18 protein-coding genes are annotated in these 20,190 nt (G+C 70.8%); 7 read left to right on the top strand and 11 right to left on the bottom strand.

Going from position 1 to position 20,190, the window contains the following annotated elements; genetic code table 11:
* Positions 1 to 27: 27 nt before the first annotated feature.
* Genes thpR through ACFO27_RS04805 form a run of 3 tightly spaced genes read right to left on the bottom strand, consistent with a single transcriptional unit; the run spans position 28 to position 3,891 of the window.
* Positions 28 to 621: an RNA 2',3'-cyclic phosphodiesterase gene (gene thpR / locus ACFO27_RS04795; RefSeq protein WP_376816249.1), complete on the bottom strand. Its 594-nt coding sequence runs from the start codon at positions 619 to 621 to the stop codon at positions 28 to 30.
* Positions 618 to 2,456, bottom strand: coding sequence for a cation:proton antiporter (locus ACFO27_RS04800; RefSeq protein ID WP_376816250.1), 1,839 nt, complete (start codon positions 2,454 to 2,456; stop codon positions 618 to 620). Before ACFO27_RS04800 ends, thpR begins: the two co-directional genes overlap by 4 nt.
* Entirely contained in the window at positions 2,443 to 3,891 is a 1,449-nt protein-coding gene (locus ACFO27_RS04805; protein ID WP_376816251.1) for a chloride channel protein, read from the bottom strand. Before ACFO27_RS04805 ends, ACFO27_RS04800 begins: the two co-directional genes overlap by 14 nt.
* Before the next feature lie 193 nt (positions 3,892 to 4,084).
* Between ACFO27_RS04805 and ACFO27_RS04810 the strand changes: the two genes are divergently transcribed.
* The 3 genes from ACFO27_RS04810 (at position 4,085) to ACFO27_RS04820 (ending at position 7,594) form a co-directional block, all read left to right on the top strand.
* Positions 4,085 to 5,044, top strand: a complete 960-nt coding sequence (locus tag ACFO27_RS04810) for a TAXI family TRAP transporter solute-binding subunit (protein WP_376816252.1) — start codon at positions 4,085 to 4,087, stop codon at positions 5,042 to 5,044.
* A 118-nt stretch (positions 5,045 to 5,162) separates the two neighbouring features.
* Positions 5,163 to 7,181 carry a TRAP transporter permease gene (locus tag ACFO27_RS04815; protein ID WP_376816253.1) on the top strand — a complete coding sequence of 673 codons (2,019 nt, stop codon included), beginning with the start codon at positions 5,163 to 5,165 and terminating at the stop codon, positions 7,179 to 7,181.
* A complete protein-coding gene (locus tag ACFO27_RS04820) occupies positions 7,181 to 7,594 on the top strand; it encodes a DUF1850 domain-containing protein (RefSeq protein WP_376816254.1) in 414 nt (137 codons plus the stop codon). Before ACFO27_RS04815 ends, ACFO27_RS04820 begins: the two co-directional genes overlap by 1 nt.
* Positions 7,595 to 7,676: 82 nt before the next feature.
* On the opposite strand, the gene ACFO27_RS04825 is transcribed toward ACFO27_RS04820, so the two are convergent.
* Positions 7,677 to 8,273, bottom strand: coding sequence for a MotA/TolQ/ExbB proton channel family protein (locus ACFO27_RS04825; protein ID WP_376816255.1), 597 nt, complete (start codon positions 8,271 to 8,273; stop codon positions 7,677 to 7,679).
* 210 nt (positions 8,274 to 8,483) lie between these two features.
* On the opposite strand from ACFO27_RS04825, the gene ACFO27_RS04830 reads away from it, so the two are divergent.
* Together ACFO27_RS04830 and bfr are read left to right on the top strand one after the other, a co-directional pair.
* Positions 8,484 to 8,735: a (2Fe-2S)-binding protein gene (locus ACFO27_RS04830; protein ID WP_376816417.1), complete on the top strand. Its 252-nt coding sequence runs from the start codon at positions 8,484 to 8,486 to the stop codon at positions 8,733 to 8,735.
* Between the two features lie 123 nt (positions 8,736 to 8,858).
* Positions 8,859 to 9,323: a bacterioferritin gene (bfr, locus tag ACFO27_RS04835; RefSeq protein WP_376816256.1), complete on the top strand. Its 465-nt coding sequence runs from the start codon at positions 8,859 to 8,861 to the stop codon at positions 9,321 to 9,323.
* 24 nt (positions 9,324 to 9,347) lie between these two features.
* On the opposite strand, the gene ACFO27_RS04840 is transcribed toward bfr, so the two are convergent.
* The 4 genes from ACFO27_RS04840 to ACFO27_RS04855 all read right to left on the bottom strand — a co-directional run bounded on the left by ACFO27_RS04840 (position 9,348) and on the right by ACFO27_RS04855 (position 13,931).
* On the bottom strand, positions 9,348 to 9,983 hold the full coding sequence (locus ACFO27_RS04840) for a hypothetical protein (protein WP_376816257.1): 636 nt from the start codon (positions 9,981 to 9,983) through the stop codon (positions 9,348 to 9,350).
* Between the two features lie 177 nt (positions 9,984 to 10,160).
* Positions 10,161 to 11,759 carry a peptide chain release factor 3 gene (locus ACFO27_RS04845; RefSeq protein ID WP_376816258.1) on the bottom strand — a complete coding sequence of 533 codons (1,599 nt, stop codon included), beginning with the start codon at positions 11,757 to 11,759 and terminating at the stop codon, positions 10,161 to 10,163.
* A 19-nt stretch (positions 11,760 to 11,778) separates the two neighbouring features.
* Positions 11,779 to 12,411, bottom strand: coding sequence for a LysE family transporter (locus ACFO27_RS04850; protein ID WP_376816259.1), 633 nt, complete (start codon positions 12,409 to 12,411; stop codon positions 11,779 to 11,781).
* A gap of 38 nt (positions 12,412 to 12,449) precedes the next feature.
* Positions 12,450 to 13,931 (bottom strand): DEAD/DEAH box helicase, encoded by a 1,482-nt coding sequence (locus tag ACFO27_RS04855; RefSeq protein ID WP_376816260.1) that lies wholly within the window; start codon positions 13,929 to 13,931, stop codon positions 12,450 to 12,452.
* A 309-nt stretch (positions 13,932 to 14,240) separates the two neighbouring features.
* Here ACFO27_RS04855 and ACFO27_RS04860 point away from each other — a divergent pair, with 309 nt between their 5' ends.
* Both ACFO27_RS04860 and ACFO27_RS04865 read left to right on the top strand, forming a co-directional pair.
* Positions 14,241 to 14,855 (top strand): LemA family protein, encoded by a 615-nt coding sequence (locus ACFO27_RS04860; protein ID WP_376816261.1) that lies wholly within the window; start codon positions 14,241 to 14,243, stop codon positions 14,853 to 14,855.
* Positions 14,852 to 15,820, top strand: a complete 969-nt coding sequence (locus tag ACFO27_RS04865; protein WP_376816262.1) for a TPM domain-containing protein — start codon at positions 14,852 to 14,854, stop codon at positions 15,818 to 15,820. Before ACFO27_RS04860 ends, ACFO27_RS04865 begins: the two co-directional genes overlap by 4 nt.
* A 71-nt stretch (positions 15,821 to 15,891) precedes the next feature.
* Here ACFO27_RS04865 and ACFO27_RS04870 read toward each other — a convergent pair whose 3' ends face one another.
* The 3 genes from ACFO27_RS04870 to rpoN all read right to left on the bottom strand — a co-directional run bounded on the left by ACFO27_RS04870 (position 15,892) and on the right by rpoN (position 20,185).
* On the bottom strand, positions 15,892 to 17,382 hold the full coding sequence (locus ACFO27_RS04870; RefSeq protein WP_376816263.1) for a GTPase/DUF3482 domain-containing protein: 1,491 nt from the start codon (positions 17,380 to 17,382) through the stop codon (positions 15,892 to 15,894).
* Entirely contained in the window at positions 17,375 to 18,769 is a 1,395-nt protein-coding gene (locus ACFO27_RS04875; RefSeq protein WP_376816264.1) for a DUF2868 domain-containing protein, read from the bottom strand. Before ACFO27_RS04875 ends, ACFO27_RS04870 begins: the two co-directional genes overlap by 8 nt.
* A 63-nt stretch (positions 18,770 to 18,832) precedes the next feature.
* The gene (rpoN, locus tag ACFO27_RS04880; RefSeq protein ID WP_376816265.1) at positions 18,833 to 20,185 is read right to left on the bottom strand and encodes an RNA polymerase factor sigma-54; all 1,353 of its coding nucleotides are present in this window, start codon (positions 20,183 to 20,185) and stop codon (positions 18,833 to 18,835) included.
* Positions 20,186 to 20,190 lie beyond the last annotated feature (5 nt).

The following is a 20,190-nucleotide window of genomic DNA, read 5'->3' on the forward strand; positions in this document are numbered from 1 at the left end:
ATGGATGCCCGCGCCGCGGAGGCCGGGTCAGGGCATCCGGAGTTCGCGCTCGGCCAGGATCTCGTAGAAAGACCCCGCCGGACTCGGCGCCGAGGCCGCCAGCACGCAGCGGCGCGGCGTCCAGTCCAGGGGCTCGGGCGCCGGCAGCGCGTCCAGATCGCCCGGCGCCGCGCGGCGCAGCAGCGACACGTGCGGCCGGAAAGACTCGTCCGGCCGCGCGCAGCCCCGGCGCGCCAGCGCCCGCCACAGCCAGCCGTGCAGCGCGTCCAGCCAGGGCGGCGTCGCCGACGGGCCGGCCCAGACGATCCTCGGACCGTGGAAGCGGCCGTAGCGGTCCAGGCGCAGCGTGCCGCCGATCAATGACGCCTCGTCCAGCAGAGCCGTCAGGTCCGCAATCCGGTCGAGGGGCACCGTGCCCAGGAAGGCCAGGGTCAGGTGCAGGGTCTCGGGCCGCATGACGCGCCCGCCGAACGCCGCATGGGCCCGGCGCGCCCAGCCGGACAAGGTTGCGGCGGTCGCGGCATCCGGCCACAGGGCGAAGAACACGCGCCGGCCGCCGGCGCCGTCTCCCGGAACGCGGGCCGGATCCCGGGGCGCCGATCCGGCCATGCGGGCCGTCATGAGGCGCCCGGCGCGCGGCCGGCCGGATCCTCCGCCCCGTTCGCGTCGTCCTCGTGCAGGCCGATGACCGTCCAGCCCGCGCCGGGCTGCAGTTCCTGGTCCAGGGTGAACGGCAGCGCGTAGCCCTTGGGATTCAGCGCGAACAGCGGAATCACGGGACGGTCCGGGCGGGCGGCCAGGTACTGCGCGAAATCGAAGCTGTCCGACAGGCGCGTGGCCTTGACCCGGGCGCCGGCCGCCAGCCGGGCGGACAGCTTCCAGTAGCCCAGGTCCGGGGCGAACAGGGTGCGGCCGCGATAGGCCGCGTCCAGCAGATGCTTTTCGGACTGGCCGGCGTCCTGGGACCGGGGCAGGCTGAAGACCTTGCGCTTGCCGAATTCGTCGCTGGCGCGCGCCGTGATGAGCTGGTTGGCGTCGTCGCGCACGCCCAGGGCCAGCAGGCGCCCCAGGCCGGTGGTGTCCAGATTGCGCTGGGCGTGCTCGGACACCGGGCTGCCATGATAGGTGGGCAGGCCCATCATCCGGGCGAGCGACAGGCTGTACCAGTCGCTGTCGCACAGGCGCACCGGCACGCCCTGCTCGTGCAGCGCCTGGCCGATGGCCCGCGCCACGGGATTGGCGCCCGCGATCAGGAAGCCCACCCGGTCCGGCTCGGCCGCCTTCAGCAGGCGGGCCATGGGCCGCGCCGTCAGGCTCTGCCAGATCACCGTGCCGATGATCAGCAGGAAGGTCATCGGCAGCAGCCGGTCGGCGTGCGGGACGTCCATCTTCTCCAGGCGCAGCGCGAACAGGGCGGACACCGCCGCCGCCACGATGCCGCGCGGCGCGATCCAGGCCAGCAGGCCGCGTTCGCGCCAGTTCAGCCCCGACCCCCAGGTGGAGAACAGCACCTTCAGCGGCCGCCCCACCCACAGCATCACCGCCAGCACGGCCAGGGCGGGCCAGCCCAGGCCGTACAACTGGCCGGGCGCCACGCGCGCCGCCAGCAGGATGAACAGGGCCGACAGCAGGATCTGGCTAAGGGTCTCCTTGAATTCCAGGATGTCGCGCACCGGCACGCCGGGCCGGTTCGCCAGCCAGATGCCCATGATGGTCACGGCCAGCAGGCCGGATTCGTGCTGCACCGCGTTGGACAGGGCGAAGGCGCCGAACACCAGTGCCAGCACCGACAGGTTGACCAGGGAATCCGGCACCCAGCCGCGCCGCAGCAGCGTCCCCAGCAGCCAGCCGGCCGCCGCCCCGATGCACAGGCCCGCCGCCAGCGTGGCGCCGAAGGCCCACAGGGCATGGCTCCACTCGTGGGTCATGCGCAGGGCCACCATCAGGTCGTAGGACACGACGGCCAGCAGGGCGCCGATCGGGTCGATGAGAATGCCTTCCCAGCGCAGGGCGTGCGCCACCGGCGCCACGGGGCGCACGGTCTTGAGCAGTGGCGCGATGACGGTCGGGCCGGTGACGGCCGTGATGGCGCCGAACAGGATCGCCAGGTCCCAGGGGAAGTCCAGGAAGACATGCACCGCCACGGCCGCCACCGCCCAGGCGATCAGCGTGCCGCCCGTCACCAGCCGCCGCACCACCCGCTCCAGCCCGCGCGTCTGGTGGAACTCCAGCGTCAGGCTGCCTTCGAACAGGATCACGGCCACCGACAGCGATACGAGGGGGAACAGCAGGTCGCCGAACAGGGCGTCCGGGTCCAGCCAGCCGGCCAGCGGCCCCACGGCGATGCCCGCCAGCAGCAGGAACAGGATCGCCGGCACCCGCAGGCGCCAGGCCAGCCATTGGGCGCCCATGGCCGCCAGGCCGATTCCGGCCAGCATCAGTTCAGGATTTCGCATCGTTCGGCCCCTTTTCCGCGGCGTCCCGCCCGCCGCCCGCGCGGCGGCCGGCGCCCGGCCAGATCCGCCATCCCCGCGTCCGCATCCGCCGCCAACCCTTGAGCAGGCCATAGGAAAGATGCGTCTTTTCCTGGCTCACCGGGATGTCCGGCCGCACCCGGATCCAGGAGGACTTGGCATACCCCAGGCGCTGGTCCGGATAGACGCTGCGGTGGCCGATGATCAGGTAGGCGGCGATGGCCGGGCCGGCCGCGTACAGCGTGCCGACCGCGCCGCCGAACAGCTCCACGCCCATCAGGATGGCGGCCAGCGGCGTGTTCGACGCGGCGGCCACCACCGACACCAGCCCCACGGCGGCACCCAGGGAGGGACTGATGCCGAACAGGTGCGCGAAGGCGTTGCCCGCCACGGCGCCGATGACGAACTGGGGCGTGACGATGCCGCCGTAGAATCCCGAGCCCAGGGTCACCGCCACCAGGATCGTCTTCCACAGGAAGCCCGCGTAGGGCATGGCCTCGCCCGCCAGGGCCCGGTCCATGAGCGGCAGGCTCAGGCCCAGGTAGTCCGTCGGGATGGCGAAGGACACCAGCAGCGCCAGCGCCAGGCCGCCCGCCAGCGGCATCAGCGGCGGCCACACGTTCCATCGGGCCTGCAGCCGCTGGCAGGCGTTGCGCACGGCGTAGATCAGGTCCACGAACACGCGCGCCACCAGCCCGCACAGCATGCCGACCAGGAGGGTGCGCAGGAACAGCGATTCGGAAAACACCGGCAGCACGTCGATGGCGTACTGCTCGTAGGGAATGCCCAGGGCCTTGCTGACCTGGTACGAGGTCATCCCCGCGATCAGGGCGGGAAACAGGAAGTCGTGGCGGATGCGGCCGATGATCAGCATTTCCACGCCGTACAGGGCGCCGGCGATGGGCGTGCCGAACACGCTGGCGAAGCCGGCGCTGACGCCGCAGGCCACGACGCGCTGGCGCAGTTCGGCGTTCAGCCGGAACACCTGGCCGACCGCCGCGCCCAGCGACGCCCCCAGGTGGGAGCAGGGGCCTTCCTTGCCGGCCGATCCGCCGCTGGCCAGCGTGATGACGGCCGCCACCGGCTTGATCCACAGGGTGCGCCAGGGCATGCGGCCGCCCTGCTCGTGCACGGCGGCGAAGATGGAATCCTTCAGGCCCGAAGCTTCCAGGCGGCGGCGCGCGTGCCCCATCAGCAGGCCGTTGGCCAGCCCCGCCAGGGGCAGCAGGACCCAGTAGGCCCACAGGGGCATCGACTGGGTGCGCCCGGTCGCGAAGAACAGCGCGTGCAGGAACAGGCTGGTGCCGGCGCCGACCACCAGGCCGGTCAGGGAGGCCAAGATCAGCCATTGCAGCACCGTCGCCAGCATCACGGCGGGTTCCAGCAGATCGATACGGGGCGCGGAGGGCAGTTTCATGGAGCGGGCGGCGGACGCGCCCGATGCGGGCCTGATCCCGGGCAGTATAGCCGAGGCCGCAACCGCCTTTCCCCGGGCCTCGCCACGCCGGAAGAATCCGCGTCCGCTTTAGGGTGATTACGGAGTGGAGCGCGGAGCGACCCTTGATACCATGCTGATTCGCATCCCCATCGCAACTGAAGAGGAACCCACCATGCCCATCAACAAATGGCTGGCCGCGTGCGCCATGGCGGTCACCGCCGCCATCGCCGCCGCTCCCGCTCAGGCGGACACCAAGTTCATCAACATCCTGACCGGCGGCCAGAGCGGCGTCTACTACCCGCTGGGCGTGGCGCTGTCCCAGATCTACAACAAGCACATCCCCGACGCCAAGTCCACCGCCCAGGTCTCCAAGGCCTCGGCCGAAAACATGAACCTGCTGCAGGCCGGGCGCGGCGAACTCGCGTTCGCGCTGGCCGACACCGTGTCCGACGCCTACACCGGCAACGCCGAGGCCGGCTTCAAGGCCCCGCTGAAGAACCTGCGCGGCATGACGGCCACCTACAACAACTACATCCAGATCGTCGCCAACGGCGATTCCGGCATCAAGACCCTGGCCGACCTGAAAGGCAAGCGCATTTCCGTGGGCGCCGCCCGCTCCGGCACGGAACTCAACGCCCGCGCCGTCCTCAAGGCCGCCGGCCTGAGCTACGCCGACTTCGACAAGGTCGAATACCTGCCCTTCGGCGAGTCGGTCGAACTGATGAAGAACCGCCAGCTGGACGTGACCCTGCAGTCCGCCGGCCTGGGCGTGTCTTCCATCCGCGACCTGGCGACCTCGGTCAAGATCACGGTCGTGCCCATCCCGGCCGACGTCATCGCCAAGATCGGCAACGCGGCCTATCAGCCGGCCACCATCCCCGCCGGCACCTACGAGGGTCAGACCGAGGACACGCCCACGGCGGCGGTGCCGAACTTCCTGGTGACCGCCTCGACGGTGCCCGACGACCTGGTCTACCAGATGACCAAGGTGTTCTACGAGCAGCTCGACACCCTGAAGTCCGCCCACAACGCCGCCAAGTCGATCCAGCTCGACAACGCCCTGAAGGGCATGCCGGTGCCTCTGCATCCGGGCGCCGAGCGCTACTACAAGGAAGTGGGCCTGATCAAGTGATCGCGCGCGGGCGCTGCGCCGCCTCCGGATACGGCCGGGGCCGCCGCGCTCCCTCCCATCCCTCCGGGCGGTTCCGACCTGCGTCTGAACCGCCTTTTCAATCCCCAGGTTTCCGCTCATGAGCTCTCCCCACGATACCGCGGCCCAACCCCTGCCGCGCGGCATCTTCTGGATCGCCGTCGTCTTTTCCTGCTTCCAGATCTGGACCGCGGCCTACAGCCCCCTGTCCAGCCAGGTGGTCCGCTGCATCCACGTCGGCTTCGTGCTGCTGATGGTCTTCTCCCTGTATTCCGGCGGCGGCCGCGCGAACCGGACGCTGGGCTGGGGCCTGGGCATCCTGGGCTTCGCCCTGAGCCTGTACCACTGGGTCTTCGAATCCGACCTGACGGCGCGCGCCGGCCAGATGACCGACGCCGACATGGTGGTGGGCATCATCACCATCCTGCTGGTCTTCGAGGCCACCCGCCGGATGATGGGCTGGGCGCTGCCCATCATCTGCGGCCTGTTCCTGGCCTACGGCCTGTTCGGCCAGTACATCCCCGGCCCCTTCATGCACCGCGGCTACGGCTTCGACCAGATCGTCGGCACCCTGGGCTTCGGGGTCGAGGGCATCTACGGCACGCCGACCTACGTGTCGTCCACCTACATCTACCTGTTCATCCTGTTCGGCGCGTTCCTGGAACAGGCGGGCATGATCCAGCTGTTCAGCGACTTCTCGATGGGCATGGTCGGCCACGCGCGCGGCGGTCCGGCCAAGGTGGCGGTGATCAGTTCCGGCCTGATGGGCACCATCAACGGCTCGGGCGTCGCCAACGTCGTGACCACCGGCCAGTTCACCATCCCGCTGATGAAGCGCTTCGGCTATTCCTCCGCCTTCGCCGGCGGGGTCGAGGCCACCTCCAGCATGGGCGGGCAGATCATGCCGCCGGTGATGGGGGCGGTCGCCTTCATCATGGCCGAAACCCTCAACATCCCCTACGTGGAAGTCGTCAAGGCGGCCGTCATCCCGGCCATCCTGTACTTCACCACCGCCTTCATCACCGTCCACCTGGAAGCCGGCCGGCGCGGCCTGCACGGCCTGGCCAAGGAAGACTGCCCCGACCCCTGGAAGGCCGTGCGCGACCGCTGGTACCTGCTGCTGCCCCTGATCGGCCTGGTGGTGCTGCTGTTCTCCGGCTACACGCCGCTGTTCTCCGGCACCATCGGCCTGGGCCTGACGGTGATCCTGATCTTCGGCGCCGCCGTCATCCAGGGCGCCTCGCCGATCATCCTGCGCTACGTCTTCTGGCTGCTGCTGGGCATCGCCTGCGCGGGCTTCATCCGGTTCGGCGTCACGGACTTCTTCGTCATCGTCGCCGTGCTGGGCCTGGCGCTGCTGGTCCGCAAGCACGGGCGCGACACCCTGCGGCTGGCCCTCGATTCCCTGGCCGAGGGCGCGCGCAACGCCCTGTCGGTCGCGGCGGCCTGCGCGCTGGTGGGGGTCATCATCGGCATCATCAACCTGACCGGCGTGGCCGCCGAATTCGGCGGTCAGGTCATCGCCATCGGCGAGAACAACCTGTTCCTGGCGCTGTTCCTGACCATGGTCACCTGCCTGGTGCTGGGCATGGGCATCCCGACGATCCCGAACTACATCATCACCAGTTCGCTGGCCGCGCCCATCCTACTGAAGCTGGGCGTGCCGCTGATCATCTCGCACATGTTCGTGTTCTATTTCGGCATCATGGCCGACCTGACCCCGCCGGTGGCGCTGGCGGCCTTCGCCGCCGCGCCCATCGCCCGGGAAAACGGCCTGAAGATCAGCATCCAGGCGCTGCGCGTGGCCGTGGCCGGCTTCGTGATCCCCTACATGGCCGTCTACTCGCCGGCCCTGATGCTGCAGGGCGGCGGCGCGCTGGACGTGGCCTACATCGTCTTCAAGGCCCTGGTCGCCATCACGCTGTGGGCGGCCGGCATCACCGGCTTCCTGCTGACACCGATCAGTTGGTTCGAGCGGCTCTACGCCATCGCCGCGGCCATCCTGCTGGTGGCGGCGATCCCGCTGACCGACGACATCGGCTTCGCGGCCACGGCGCTCTTCGCGGCCTGGCACGTGGTGCGCAGCCGCCGCGCCCGCGCGGCGGGAGCGGCCGCCTGATGCTGGACGCCCTGGGGATCTGCCTGACCCTGGCGGCGGCGCCCCGGGTGCCGCCGCGCTTCGTACCGGTCCAGGCCTTCACGCTGGCCTGGACCCACTCGATCGAGAAGATCCGCTGGGAAGAGGACTACACGGTCCGCGCAGGCCCGGACGGACGGCCGGTCCTGGTCCCGGGCCAGGCGCGCATCCTGGGTTCCGGCGCGGGCATGGAGCCCCCGCAGGACGCCACGCTGCGTCCCGACGGCTGGTACGTCTACCAGCCCCGCACCGGCCCGCTGGACGAATTGCGCCTGTCGCGCTCGCCCTACACCGCCGACTACGACTGGTGCGTCGGCGGGCGCTGCGAGCCCATGCGGGGCATCATGCCGACCGACGGCGACGTGACGCTGATGCGGCCCTGCCGGGCGCCCTAGCCTCGCCCCGCATCCGCCAGGAAGCCGTCGGTCCCGGGCCGGCGGACGGACAGGCGGCCGGCTCCGGTCCGCGCCGGGTACTTCATGCGACCGCCCGGGCCCTGCCGACCGCCGGAGTCTCGTCCCATTCCTGTTCCTCCTGGGGCGTCGGTCCGGCCAGGATCAGGACAGGCTCGGACAGCGGCGCGAGCGACCGCAGCCAGGCCAGTTCCTCGGCCAGCCAGCGGCGGCGCACCGACACGATCAGGAACATGATCGAAGCCGTGACCAGGGCGACGATCATGGCGGAAAACGCCATCGACAGCCTGGCCGGCAGAGCCGAAAAGTCCCCGTCGACCAGGTCGCGCAAGGCCGGACCCATCAGGATCATGGCCGCCACCAGGCCCATCGTGGGCGCCACGATGGACACGATGCGCGGCGTTTCCAGCAGCCGGCGCACCGCCACGTCCCACTCGTCGCCCTGGGCGGCGGGGTGCCCGGCCGCCCAGCGCAGCAAATCGAAATGGCGCAGATCGTGCGTCTCGCGCCCCGGCGCGCGACCGCGCCGCCGCCACCAGCAGGCCAGGAAACTGCCCAGCGCCTGGAGCGCGTAGAGGAATAGCAGTGCGATGATCGCCAGGGTCGGAATCAGGAACATCTGGCCCACCTGGTACACCAGTGTTCCGAGCAATGGGCTCATGGGTCGACTCCTCAGGGAGCGGGCGGGTCGCACGGCGACACGCCCACGTAGATTCTATTATTGATGAGAACGATTATCAATCAATATTCAGGTATGCCAGTCAGACATACATACATACGGGCGGTGCCGGTTGCGCCCTCCTGGCGAGAGTATCGCGCAGGACTTCGAGGGGGCTTGCCATCCCAAGGAAAAAACATGATAATCATTCTCATGTATATTTGTGTATGCAACGCGATCAGCGAACGCCAGGTCCAGGACGCCATCGCCCAAGGCGCGGCGGACCTGGGCGATCTCCAGGCCCGACTGGGCGTGGCGACCTGCTGCGGCCATTGCGCCGACACCGCGACGGAATATCTGCCCGGCGGCCGCTATGCGGCCGACGTCGGTCCCGCCGCGGCGGGGCTGGTCGGGCAGGTCGAGGTCACCGTCCTGTCGCGCGTCGCCGCCCGCCGCGTCGCCTAGGGAACCGCTTCCGGCGCCGCCCCTTTCTCCCGCCCCCGGTTTCCCGGGGGCGCGGGTCGTGCTAGCCTTGTCCTTTAGACCTGTCCGATTCCGGCCGGGCCGCGCACCAAGGAGGCACAGGCCATGAAAGGCGACAAAACCGTCATCCGCTATCTGAACCAGCAGCTGAAAAACGAGCTTTCGGCCATCAACCAGTATTTCCTGCACGCGCGCATGCTGCGCCACTGGGGCTTCGAGGCGCTGGGCGAACACGAATACAAGGAATCCATCGGCGAGATGAAGCATGCCGATCTGCTGATCGAGCGCATCTTCATGCTCGACGGGCTGCCGAACCTGCAGGACCTGCACAAGCTGCTGGTGGGCGAGACCGTGCCGGAAATCCTGGCCTGCGACCTGAAGCTGGAAACCGCCGCCCAGGCCACCGTCAAGGAAGCCATGGCCTACTGCGAGTCGGTGCAGGACTTCGCCTCGCGGGACCTGTTCCTGACCATCCTGAACGACACCGAGGAACACATCGACTGGCTGGAAACGCAGATCGGCCTGGTCGAGCAGCTCGGCCTCCAGAACTACCTGCAGTCGCAGATGTAACCCCGCCAGGGGCCGGGGATACGTTCAGAAGCCCGATTTCTTCGCCGGGCAGTCGGGGACGCGGCCCCAGGCGTCGTTGGGTTCGCAGTATTTGTTGCGGGCCGCCCAGGCGCACGAGGGCCGCGAGAAGAACCCCAGCGATTCGCAGGCCTTGAGTTCCGCCTGGAAAGCGGCCTGCCATTGGCCGCCGGACGCGGCGGCCTGGGCCTGTGGCGGCGGGGGAGGCGGCGTCGTGACGTCGATGGGCTGGACCACCTGGCTGCCCCCCAGCCCCCCGAACTGGGCGATGCCCTGCAGCCCGTCGCCGAGCTGGTTCCGGGACGCCAGCGCGATGGCCTCGTCCATGGAAATCGTGGTGGTCGCCAGGGCGATCGGCCTGCCGTCCTCCATCAGGGAGTCCTGCTGGATCTTCCAGTCGACGGGAGGCGCCTGTTCCGGCACCCCCTGGCGGCCGTCCGGCAGCACCTGCGGCGCGGAGGCGACATAGGGCTTACCGTTGGCGTCCAGCACGGCAGCGGACTGGTCCAGTTCGGGATGCGGCGCCGGCATCTGGATCTGGGCCGGCCCGTGGGCGATCAGCCAATCGCCCAGCTGCAGGCCGCCCCAGGCGGATGCGCCTGCGGCCAGCAGCAGAAAAGCGAAAATCAGACGCCAGGACATGGGTGGCGTGCCTCGTCGATCGGTGCGGATGATCCTTGCATTGTATAGGAAGCCATCGCGGCGGCCGGATACCGCTTGTGTCTCGCCTGGGGCCGCCCCCACGCCGCGCAGCCTGCGGCTGCTTGCTGCCCCCCAAGGGGGCGCTTTTTGCCTTGGGACGGCCCGGCGGCAAAAAGATTACCCAAAAACCCGCCCCGCATGTTCGCGCATGGTGTGGAATTCGATGTCGGGGTAGCGTTCCTGGGCGACCCGCAGCTGGGCGGGCGAGCTGGCCAGGAAGGCGACCGCGTCCACCACGTCGCGGGCGATGTTGGCGGCGTTGGCGTCCATGAATTTCTTCAGGGCCTTGGGGTCGGGGCTGGTGATCCAGCGCGCCAGGCTGTAGCGCGACGGCATCAGGCGGGCGTCCACGCCATACTCGGTCTTCAGGCGGTGGGCGACCACTTCGAACTGGAGCTGGCCCACGGCGCCCAGCAGCAGCGCGCCGCCGGCGGCCTCGGGGCGGAACACCTGGATGGCGCCCTCTTCGCCCAGCTGCGTCAGGCCGGTGCGCAGCTGCTTGGTGCGCAGGGGATCCTTGACCTCGACCGCCTGGAACAGTTCCGGCGCGAAGAACGGCAGGCCCGTGAAGGTCAGCGATTCGCCCTCGGTCAGCACGTCGCCCAGCTGCAGGATGCCGTGGTTGGGAATGCCGATGATGTCCCCGGCGTAGGCTTCCTCGACGATTTCGCGCCGCTGCGACAGGAAGGACACGACGTTGTTCGGGCGGATTTCCTTGCCGTTGCGGGCGACCTTCAGGCGCATGCCGCGCTCGAACTTGCCGGAGCTGACGCGCACGAAGGCCACGCGGTCGCGGTGGGCCGGGTCCATGTTGGCCTGGACCTTGAACACCACGCCGGTGAACTTGGGCTCGGCCGGCAGCACGCTGCGCTCCAGCGCGGCGCGCGGGCCGGGCGCGGGCGCCAGTTCCACCAGGGCGTCCAGGACTTCGCGCACGCCGAAGTTGTTGATCGCCGAGCCGAAGAACACCGGCGTCTGGCGGCCCGCCAGGAAGGCTTCGTGGTCGAAGGCCGGCATGGCGCCGGTGATCAGTTCGATCTCCTCGCTCGCCTTGGCGTGGGCGTCGCCGAAACGCGCCGCCAGTTCCGGATTGTCCAGCCCCTGGATGGTCTCGTCGTCGTCCCGGTGGCGCTCCGAGCCCGGGCGGAAGACCCGCATCCGGTCGTGGCGCAGGTCGAAGACCCCGCCGAAATGGCGCCCCATGCCCACCGGCCAGGAAAACGGAATCGCGTCCATGCCCAGGTGGCCCTCGATCTCGGAGAGCAGGTCCAGCGGCTCGCGCACCTCGCGGTCGAGCTTGTTGATGAAGGTGATGATGGGCGTGTTGCGGGCGCGGCAGACCTGCAGCAGGCGGATGGTCTGGGGCTCGACGCCGTTGCCGGCGTCGATCACCATCAGCGCCGCGTCCACGGCGGTCAGCACCCGGTAGGTGTCTTCCGAGAAGTCCTGGTGGCCCGGGGTGTCCAGCAGGTTGATGACGCAGTCGCGGTATTCCATCTGCATCACCGAGGACGCCACCGAAATGCCGCGCTGCTTCTCGATCTCCATCCAGTCGGACGCCGCATGGCGGCTGGCCTTGCGCGCCTTGACGCTGCCGGCGATCTGGATGGCGCCCGCGAACAGCAGCAGCTTCTCGGTCAGGGTCGTCTTCCCGGCGTCGGGGTGGGAAATGATGGCAAAAGTGCGTCGGCGTGCGACTTCGTCGGTCAGGCTCATGGGAAGGTCGGATGGAGCTTCAGTGCTTGTGACTGAAGGAGGCCAGGACGGTGCCGGCCAGGATGAACATCGAGCCGAAGCCGCGGTTCAGCCAGCGGACGTGGCCCGGTTTGCGCAGCATCCGCAGGATGCGCGAAGCCAGCGAAGTATAGCAACTCATGGCCACCAGATCGGTGAAGCACAGCGTGGCGCCGATCAGGAAATACTGCAGCGACAGCGGCCGGCCCAGGTCCAGGAACTGCGGCACCACGGCCAGCAGGAACATGGTGCCCTTGGGATTGGTGACGTTCACCAGGTAGCCGCGCAGCAACTGGTCGCGGATCGGGTGCGTGCTCTTCGGCGGCCGCGCCTCGACCGCCACCGGCGCCGCGTCGGTGCGGAACTGCCGCACCCCCAGGTAGACCAGGTAGGCGGCGCCGATCCACTTGACGATCGTGAAGGCCACTTCGGACGTGGCCAGCAGGGCGCCCACGCCCAGGGCCACGATGACCAGCTGGCAGATGATGCCGGCCTGCAGGCCGAAGATGGTCCAGGCGCCGTGGCGGAACCCGTACTTCAGTCCCGAGGCCATGGAACAGATGGCGCCGGGGCCGGGCGAGAACGAGATCGCCCAGGCCGCCGCGAAGAAAGCCAGCCAGGTGGACAGGGCCATGCGTGGTCTCCAGTGCTCCGGTGCGCCGGCGGTCCGGGTCAGTCGGCCTTGTGCAGCAGCGCGGGGCGCCCGGCCGAGGCGGGACGCGCGTCCCGGCGCGGGGCCTGGGGCGCGCCGCCTTCGCGGGCGGGGCGTCCGCCCGGGGCGCGGCCGCCACCGCCGCGGCGGGCGTCCGGACCCGAGCGGCGGTCGGCCGAAGCCGAGGCCGAAGCCGGACCCGAGGCCGGGCGACGGCCGTCGCGGCCGGCCGGCTCGCGTCGACCACCGTCATTGCGCCGGCCGCCGTCGCCACGGCCGCCGAAGCCATCGCCCTGCAAGCGGGCGATGGCGCGCTTTTCGCGTGCGTCCGGAGCGGAATCAGCGGTCGCCATGGCCGGATTCCAGCCTTCCACGGTGATCGGCTCGATGGTCTGCTTGATCAGGCGCTCGATGGCGCGCAGCAGCTTGACCTCGGACGCGTCCACCAGGGACAGGGCGGAGCCGGTGCTGCCGGCGCGGCCGGTGCGGCCGATGCGGTGCACGTAGTCCTCGGGCACGTTGGGCAGCTCGAAATTGACGACCTGCGGCAGTTGGTCGATGTCCAGGCCGCGGGCGGCGATGTCGGTGGCCACCAGCACGGCCACCTTGCCGTCCTTGAACCCGGCCAGGGCCTTGGTGCGCGCGGCCTGGCTCTTGTTGCCGTGGATGGCGGCGGCGGTCAGGCCGTCCTTCGACAGCTTCTCGGCCAGGCGGTTGGCGCCGTGCTTGGTGCGCGTGAACACCAGCACCTGGTGCCAGCCGCTTTCGCGGATGATGTGACTGAGCAGGTCGCGCTTGTGCGCCTGGTCGGTCATCACCACGCGCTGGCTGACCAGTTCGGACGCGGTGTTGCGCCGGGCGACGGAGACCTCGCCCGGATTGCGCAGGATGCCCTGGGCCAGGCCGCGGATCTCGTCGGAGAACGTCGCGGAGAACAGCAGGTTCTGGCGCTTGGCCGGCAGCAGCTTGAGCACGCGGCGGATGTCGTGGATGAAGCCCATGTCCAGCATGCGGTCGGCCTCGTCCAGCACCAGGATCTCGACACCGGACAGGTCCAGCGTCTTCTGCTGCGCGTGGTCCAGCAGGCGGCCCGGCGTGGCCACCAGGATGTCCAGGGGCTTTTTCAGGGCCGCGATCTGGGGATTGATGTTGACCCCGCCGAACATCACCATCGAGCGCACGGCCGTGTGCTTGCCGTAGAGGCGCACGGATTCTTCCACCTGGGCGGTCAGTTCGCGCGTCGGGGTCAGGACCAGCACGCGGGGGCGGCCCGGGCGGCGGTCGGCGGCGGGATGGGTCAGCAGGTAATGCAGGATCGGCAGCGTGAAGCCGGCGGTCTTGCCCGTCCCGGTCTGGGCGGCGGCCAGCAGGTCGCCGCCTTCCAGGACGCGCGGGATGGCCTGGGCCTGGATCGGGGTGGGGTGGGTGTAGCCCGCGTCGTGGACGGCGCGCAGCAGGGGTTCCGCCAGGCCGAGCGAGGCAAAGGTAATCGAAGTATCCAAGAAAATGACTCCAGCGACCGCCTATCGCTCGAGCCGAGTGATACCAATCGAGGCCGACGTATGAAGAGTGTCAGGGGAGATGCCGCCGGCGCGCGAGGCGCCCGCCGGGGCCGAAAGAGGTCGCGCGGCGACTGGTTGGCCACGCGAAGCAGCGCATTATAGCGTGTCTCCCGCGCCGCGCGGCGGATACATCCGGCGCGCCGCCCGGATCTCCCCGGCGGATCCGGGCGGCGCGCCGGGCGCCCTCGAGGCCGGACACCCTTAAAATGGGGCATCCGCCCCTGCCGGGGCGCCACACGAGAGGCCCGGATGCTCCGACGTTACCTGAACCTGGCTGCGCTGGCAGCCCTGACGCTGCTGCTTTCGGGCTGCGGCTACAACGAAATCCAGCGCCAGGACGAGCAGGTCAAGGCGGCCTGGTCCCAGGTCCTGAACCAGTACGAGCGCCGCGCCGACCTGGTGCCCAAGCTGGTGTCCTCGGTCAACGCCTACATGGTGAACGAGCGCACCGTGCTGCAACAGGTCACGGATGCGCGCGCCCGGGTCGGCCAGATCCGCGTCAGCGCCGACGACCTGGACGATCCGGCCCTGATGGCCCGCTTCGAGCAGGCGCAAGGCGCCCTGTCCTCCAGCCTGTCGCGCCTGCTGGCGGTCTCGGAAAACTATCCCCAGCTGAAGAGCGACGGCCTGTTCCGCGACCTGATGACGCAGCTCGAAGGCACGGAAAACCGCATCGCGGTGGCGCGCGAGCGCTACGTCGGCGCGGTGCAGTCCTACAACCTGACGATCCGCCAGTTCCCCACCCTGATCACGGCGCGCGTGTTCGGCTACCAGCCCAAGGCCCAATACGGACTGGACAAGGCCGACGCCGTCATGCGCGACCCCGAGGTGAAGTTCGACCTACCTCAGGGGCAGAGCAAATGAGCCTGCGCCGCGCACTGGCGAACGGCCTGCTGGCGCTGGGGCTGACCGCCTGCCTGGGCACGGCGCCGGCCAGCGCCCAGGTCCACGCCGCCGCCACCGCTCCCGGGCCCGCCGCCGGGCCTGTCCAGACCCCTCGGACCGTCGCGCCCGGCGCGGACGGCGCCGTCGCCGTCCCGGCCTGGACCGGGCCGGTCATGGACCAGGCCGGCGTACTGACGCCGGAACAGGTCCGGACGCTGACCGGGCAGGTCGAAGCGCTGGAGAAAGCGCACGGCTCGCAGCTCTTCGTGCTGCTGGTGCCCGGCACCGGCGCCGAGTCCATCGAACAGTACGCGCGCCGGGTCTTCGACCAGTGGGCCGTGGGACGCGAGGGCATCGACGACGGCGTGCTGCTGCTGGTGGCCGTGCGGGACCGCCGCCTGCGCATCGAGGTCGGCTACGGGCTCGAGGGCGCCGTGACGGACGTGGACGCCGGACGGATCATCCGCGAACGGATCACGCCGCGCTTCGCCTCCGGCGACCTCTTCGGCGGAATCGAGGCCGGGGTCTCGGCCCTGTCGGGCCTGATTGCGGGCGAGCCCCTGCCGCCCCCGAAATCCTCCGATGAGGACGGCGGGCTCGATGAGCGCGTGATGTTCCTGCCCCTGACGTTCTTCGCCCTGGTGATGACGCCCCCGATCGGCGCCCTGCTGCTGGGCGGCTTCGTGTTCGTGCTGACCGAAAGCCTGCTGTGGACCGTCGTCGGCGCGCTGGCGGGGCTGGCGCTGGGCATCCTGGGCCGGGTCCTGCATATCCCCGACCGGCTCGCGCGCGGACGCGGAGGCCGGGGCGGCGGAGGCGGGGGATTCGGAGGCGGCTTCGGTGGCGGAGGCGGCTTCGGCGGCGGAGGAGGATTCGGCGGCGGCTCCTCGGGCGGCGGGGGCGGCGGCCGAGGCGGTGGAGGCGGCGCGTCCGGCAGCTGGTAGCCCGGGGCGGCCACGGCGCGCCGGCGCGCGCATCGCACGCGGCGCGCCGGAAGCAACTGCCGGAATCGCGGCTACAGGGCGGCGAACAGCGCCTGGGCCATGGCGCCGACCAGCGCCTCGCGCCGGGCGTCGGGCACGGGATCCTCGCCGATCGAGGACCAGCCCGGATGGCCGCGGGCCTCGTCCAGCATGCGCTGCACGTCGGGTGGCAGGCGGCGCAGGGGCTCGGGCGGGGTTTCGGGCGCCGGCGCCGGATCCCCGGGCGCGTCCGCCGCATCCGCTTCCGCATCTCCATCCGCCGGCGCCTCCGGGACGGGCGGCGCCATGCGCGCCAGCAGGTCGCCATCGATGGGCCGCATGGCGGCATGCCCCCGGCACTCCAGCGCACGCACCAGGGCAAGCTGGCGCAACCCCAGCAGGTGCAGCACCGGATCGTCCACCGTCATTTCCGTATTGCCCGCCAGCCGGCCCACCAGGCGCTTGCCCCATTGGCTGGCGCCCTGCCAGGCGCCGCCGATGGCGGCTCCCAGCAGCGCGGCGGCCCCCAGGCTCAGGCCCCCGGTCAGCACGTCGATGGTGGCTCCCGCCATGGCGCCGGTGGCCAGGCCCTTGCCGACCTGGATGCCGAAGGTGCGCAGAGCCTGGGGGTTGAACAGATCCATGCCCCAGCGTTCGCCTTCCAGCGGCAAGGGGTGGTGGGGAAAGGTGGACTTGCTGAAACGGTAGCGCTTCAGCAGGGCGTGCACGCAATCCTGTTCCCGGTCGCGGGTGCGCTTGCGCAGCCCCAGGGTGATGGCGGCCATGTCGGTCGGGTCCTGGGAACAGGGCAGCCGCAGGGCGGCGGCGTCCACCAGCAGTTCGGCGATCAGGCGCGTGGCGTCCTGCAGCCGGCGCAGGCGCTGCTGGCCCAGGTCCGCGCGCAGGGTCTGCAGGGCGGCCGCGTGATGGTCCAGCATCAGGGCCAGGCGGTCCAGCAGCTGGCCCTCGCCGTCCAGCGCGGGCGCCACGGTATCGAAGTCCACCGTGGCGTGCAGCCCCAGGCGGGCCAGCGCGTCGCGCCAGGCGGCCGTGTCCGACAGCGGCGTGCGGGTGAAGTTCAGCACCGGCAGGATGGGGCGGCCGCAGGCGGCCAGCAGCATGAGTTCGTCGCGGTGCTTGGGCAGGACCGGATCGCGGGTGTCGACGACGTACAGGGCGGCGTCGGTCTCCAGCACCGTGGCGAGGACCCGGCATTCCTGCTCGAAGCGGCCGGCGGCTTCCGGGCTGTCGAGCAGCCGCCGGATGCGTTCCGGGCCGTCGTGCCTTTCCTGGGGCGGGGACAGCTGGTCCAGGTAGTCCAGGACGCCCATGGCGTCCTCCAGGCCCGGCGTGTCGCGCAGCACCAGGATGGCTTGGCCGGTCTCGGTCAGCAGCTGGGCGCTTTCGACGTGGCGGGTGGTGCCGGGGCGGTCCGCGACCTCGCCGAAGGACTCGTCGCGCAGCAGCGTGCGCAGCAGCGAAGTCTTGCCGGTATTGGTATGGCCGACGACCGCCAGGTCGATGGGATTCGAGACGTCAGTCATGGCGGAAGCTTCCGATGTGTTCGAGCCAGCCGTCCAGGCTGGGTATCCGGGAAACGGCCTGTTGCGACAGGATGTCCTGCCAGGCCCGCAAGCGTTGCGGTGTGCCGCCGAGGCACAGGGCGCGCAGGTCGGGGCAGGACCGGCGCAGCTCGTCGAGCCAGGCGGCGGCGCCCCTGTCCGGGGTCAGGCGCGCGTCGCAGACGAACAGCAGGTGCGCGGGCGGCGCGCGCAGCAGCGCGCGGATGCGGGCGCGATCTTCCCGGCTGTCGCAGCGGCCCAGGTCCGCCACGCCGTCCGGCAGGCCGGCCGGAGGCCAGGCCAGGTCGGGCCCCAGTTCGTAGGCCAGCACCGCCGCATGGGCGCCGCCGGCGGCGGACGGCGCGACGGGACCGGCCGTGCCACCCGCCGCCGGCGCGGGACGGTCGATGCCCAGGCTGGCATGGGTGGGCAGCAGGCGCTCGCGCAGGTCCAGCCAGCCCGGCAGGCCCGGATCGACGGTCAGCCGGGCCAGGCGGCGGCGCAGGTGCAGGACGCAGGCGAACAGCGCCAGCAGCCGCGGCAACAGCCCCCAGACGACGATGCAGCCGATCAGCCACAGGGACCAGTCGGCCTGGACGCCGGCGGCCAGCGGCTGCGGGCCCAGGCTGGCGGCGATCTGGGCATCGTCCGGCGCCGGGAAGCCCAGCAGGCCGGGCAGATGGCCCAGCGCGCGGGTCGCGCCGACGAAGGCGTCCGGCGACAGCAGGGTGGTTTCCCAATGGAAAGTGTAGCGGCGCGCGCTCAGCAGCAGGAGCAGCGTGGGCACCGCCCCCAGAAAGGCGGCCGTCCAGGCCCCGTGGCTGATCAGTCCGATCGCGGTCTTCCAGGCCCGCGCCCGGCCCAGCAGCGACAGGAAGGCCTGGGCCGCCAGGGCGCCGTCCGGCCCCCGGACCAGGCGCCGCGTCAGCCAGAGCCACAGGCGCGACAGGGTGGTGGAGTCGGGCAGCCCCGGCAGCCAGCCGGCCAGCCAGATCAGGAAGGTGAGCGCATGCAGCCCCAGCAGCCCCAGCAGGGCCAGCGCCAGGTTCACCTGGCCCTGCCCCAGGACGGCGGCGGCCGTGCCGATGCCCGCCAGGCAGGCGCACAGCCACAGGAGCGCCAGCGCCCAGCGGGCGCCGACGGCCCACTGGACCAGGCGGTCATGCAGCTCGCCGTGTTCGGCCAGCCACGCGGCCCGCGCCAGGATGCGGTCCTGGAGATCGGCCGGCCGGCGCAGGGCGGCCTGGCAGGCGGCGCGGTCTTCCAGCGGTCCCCAGTGCGCTTCCCGCAGACGAACGGCCTCGGCCTGCCAGTACTGGAGCAGCGGGCTGGCGGCACGGGCATCGGCGGCGGACGGGCGGTTCCACATGGGGAAACGGGCGGGTGAAAACAGGATGATACCGAGTTTTACCGGATCCGGGCGCTCCGGGCCTCAGGCTCCCGCCGGCCCGCGCGCCTTGCGCACGCTGGCCGGCGGCACGCCCATGGCCTCGCGGTACTTGGCCACGGTCCGCCGCGCGATCACCACGTCCCGGTCGGCCAGCATCTGCGCCAGCCGCATGTCGGACAGGGGCTTGCCGGCCGGTTCCGACTCCAGCATCGTCCGCATCAGCGCCTGCACGGCCAGCGCCGAGGTTTCCTCGCCCGAGCGGGTCTGCACCACCGTGCCGAAGAAGAATTTCAGCTCGTGCACGCCCCAGGGCGTCTGCGCGTACTTCAAGCGCGTGGCGCGGGAAATCGTCGATTCATGGAGATCCAGCGCCTGGGCGACTTCCCGCAGGGTGAGCGGGCGCAGGGCGGAAACGCCGGACTCCAGGAACGCCCGCTGATGCCGCGCGATGTATTCCGCCACCCGCAGGATCGTCTGCCGGCGCTGGTCCAGGTTGTGGATCAGGCTGCGCGCCTGGCGCACCCGGTCCCGCAGGTCGGGCGACAGGTCCTGGCCCGCCAGGCCGTCCGCCAGCTCCGGATTCAGGCGCACGCGGGGCTCGACGGCGGGATTGAGGCTGACCCGCCAGCCGTCCGCCGCGCGATGGAACAGCACGTCGGGCACGACGTAGTGGACGGGATCGGTCTGCCAGGCGCCCGCCGGCCTGGGGTCCAGGCGCCGCAGGGCGCGGTGGGCGGCGTCCAGCAGCGCGCGGTCGCAGCCCAGCGCCTCGCACAACCGCCCCCAGCGGCCCGCGCCCAGATCCTCCAGGTGCTCCGTCAGCCGGCGGGCGCAGGCCAGCACGTCCGCCGGCCACTCGTCGGCGCGCGCCCGCAACTGCAGCCGCAGGCATTCGGACAGGTCGCGCGCGGCCACCCCGGCGGGATCGAAGGACTGCAGCAGGCGCAGCGCCGTGCGCCATTCCTCTTCCTCGACTTCCAGGCCCGGCGGCAGGCCGTCGGCCAGCGCCTCGGGATCGAATTCCAGATAGCCGCGCTCGTCCAGTTCGCCCATCAGCCGGACCACCAGCAGGCAGTCGCGTTCCGTGGCGCGGGTCGCGTGCAGCTGCTGCAGCAGGTGATCGATCAGGCTGGGCGGCTGGCCCGGTTCCGGCAGGTCGTCGGGCAGGGCGGCGCGCGCGGGCTGCGACCACAGGCGATCCAGCCGCTCGGCCTGGGCCGCCGATTCCGGTTCCGGATCGACGGTCTCGAGCAGCGGATTGTCGGCCAGCGCCTGGGCGATCTCCTGGTCCAGCTCCTGGGACGAGCATTGCAGCAGGGCCAGCGCCTGGCGCAGCTGCGGCGTCAGCGTCAGGTGCTGATGCTGGCCCAGCTCCAGGGATGGTTGCGCGCGCATGTTCA

This window comes from Castellaniella denitrificans, assembly GCF_042653765.1.
Classification (GTDB): Bacteria; Pseudomonadota; Gammaproteobacteria; order Burkholderiales; family Burkholderiaceae_B; genus Castellaniella; species Castellaniella denitrificans.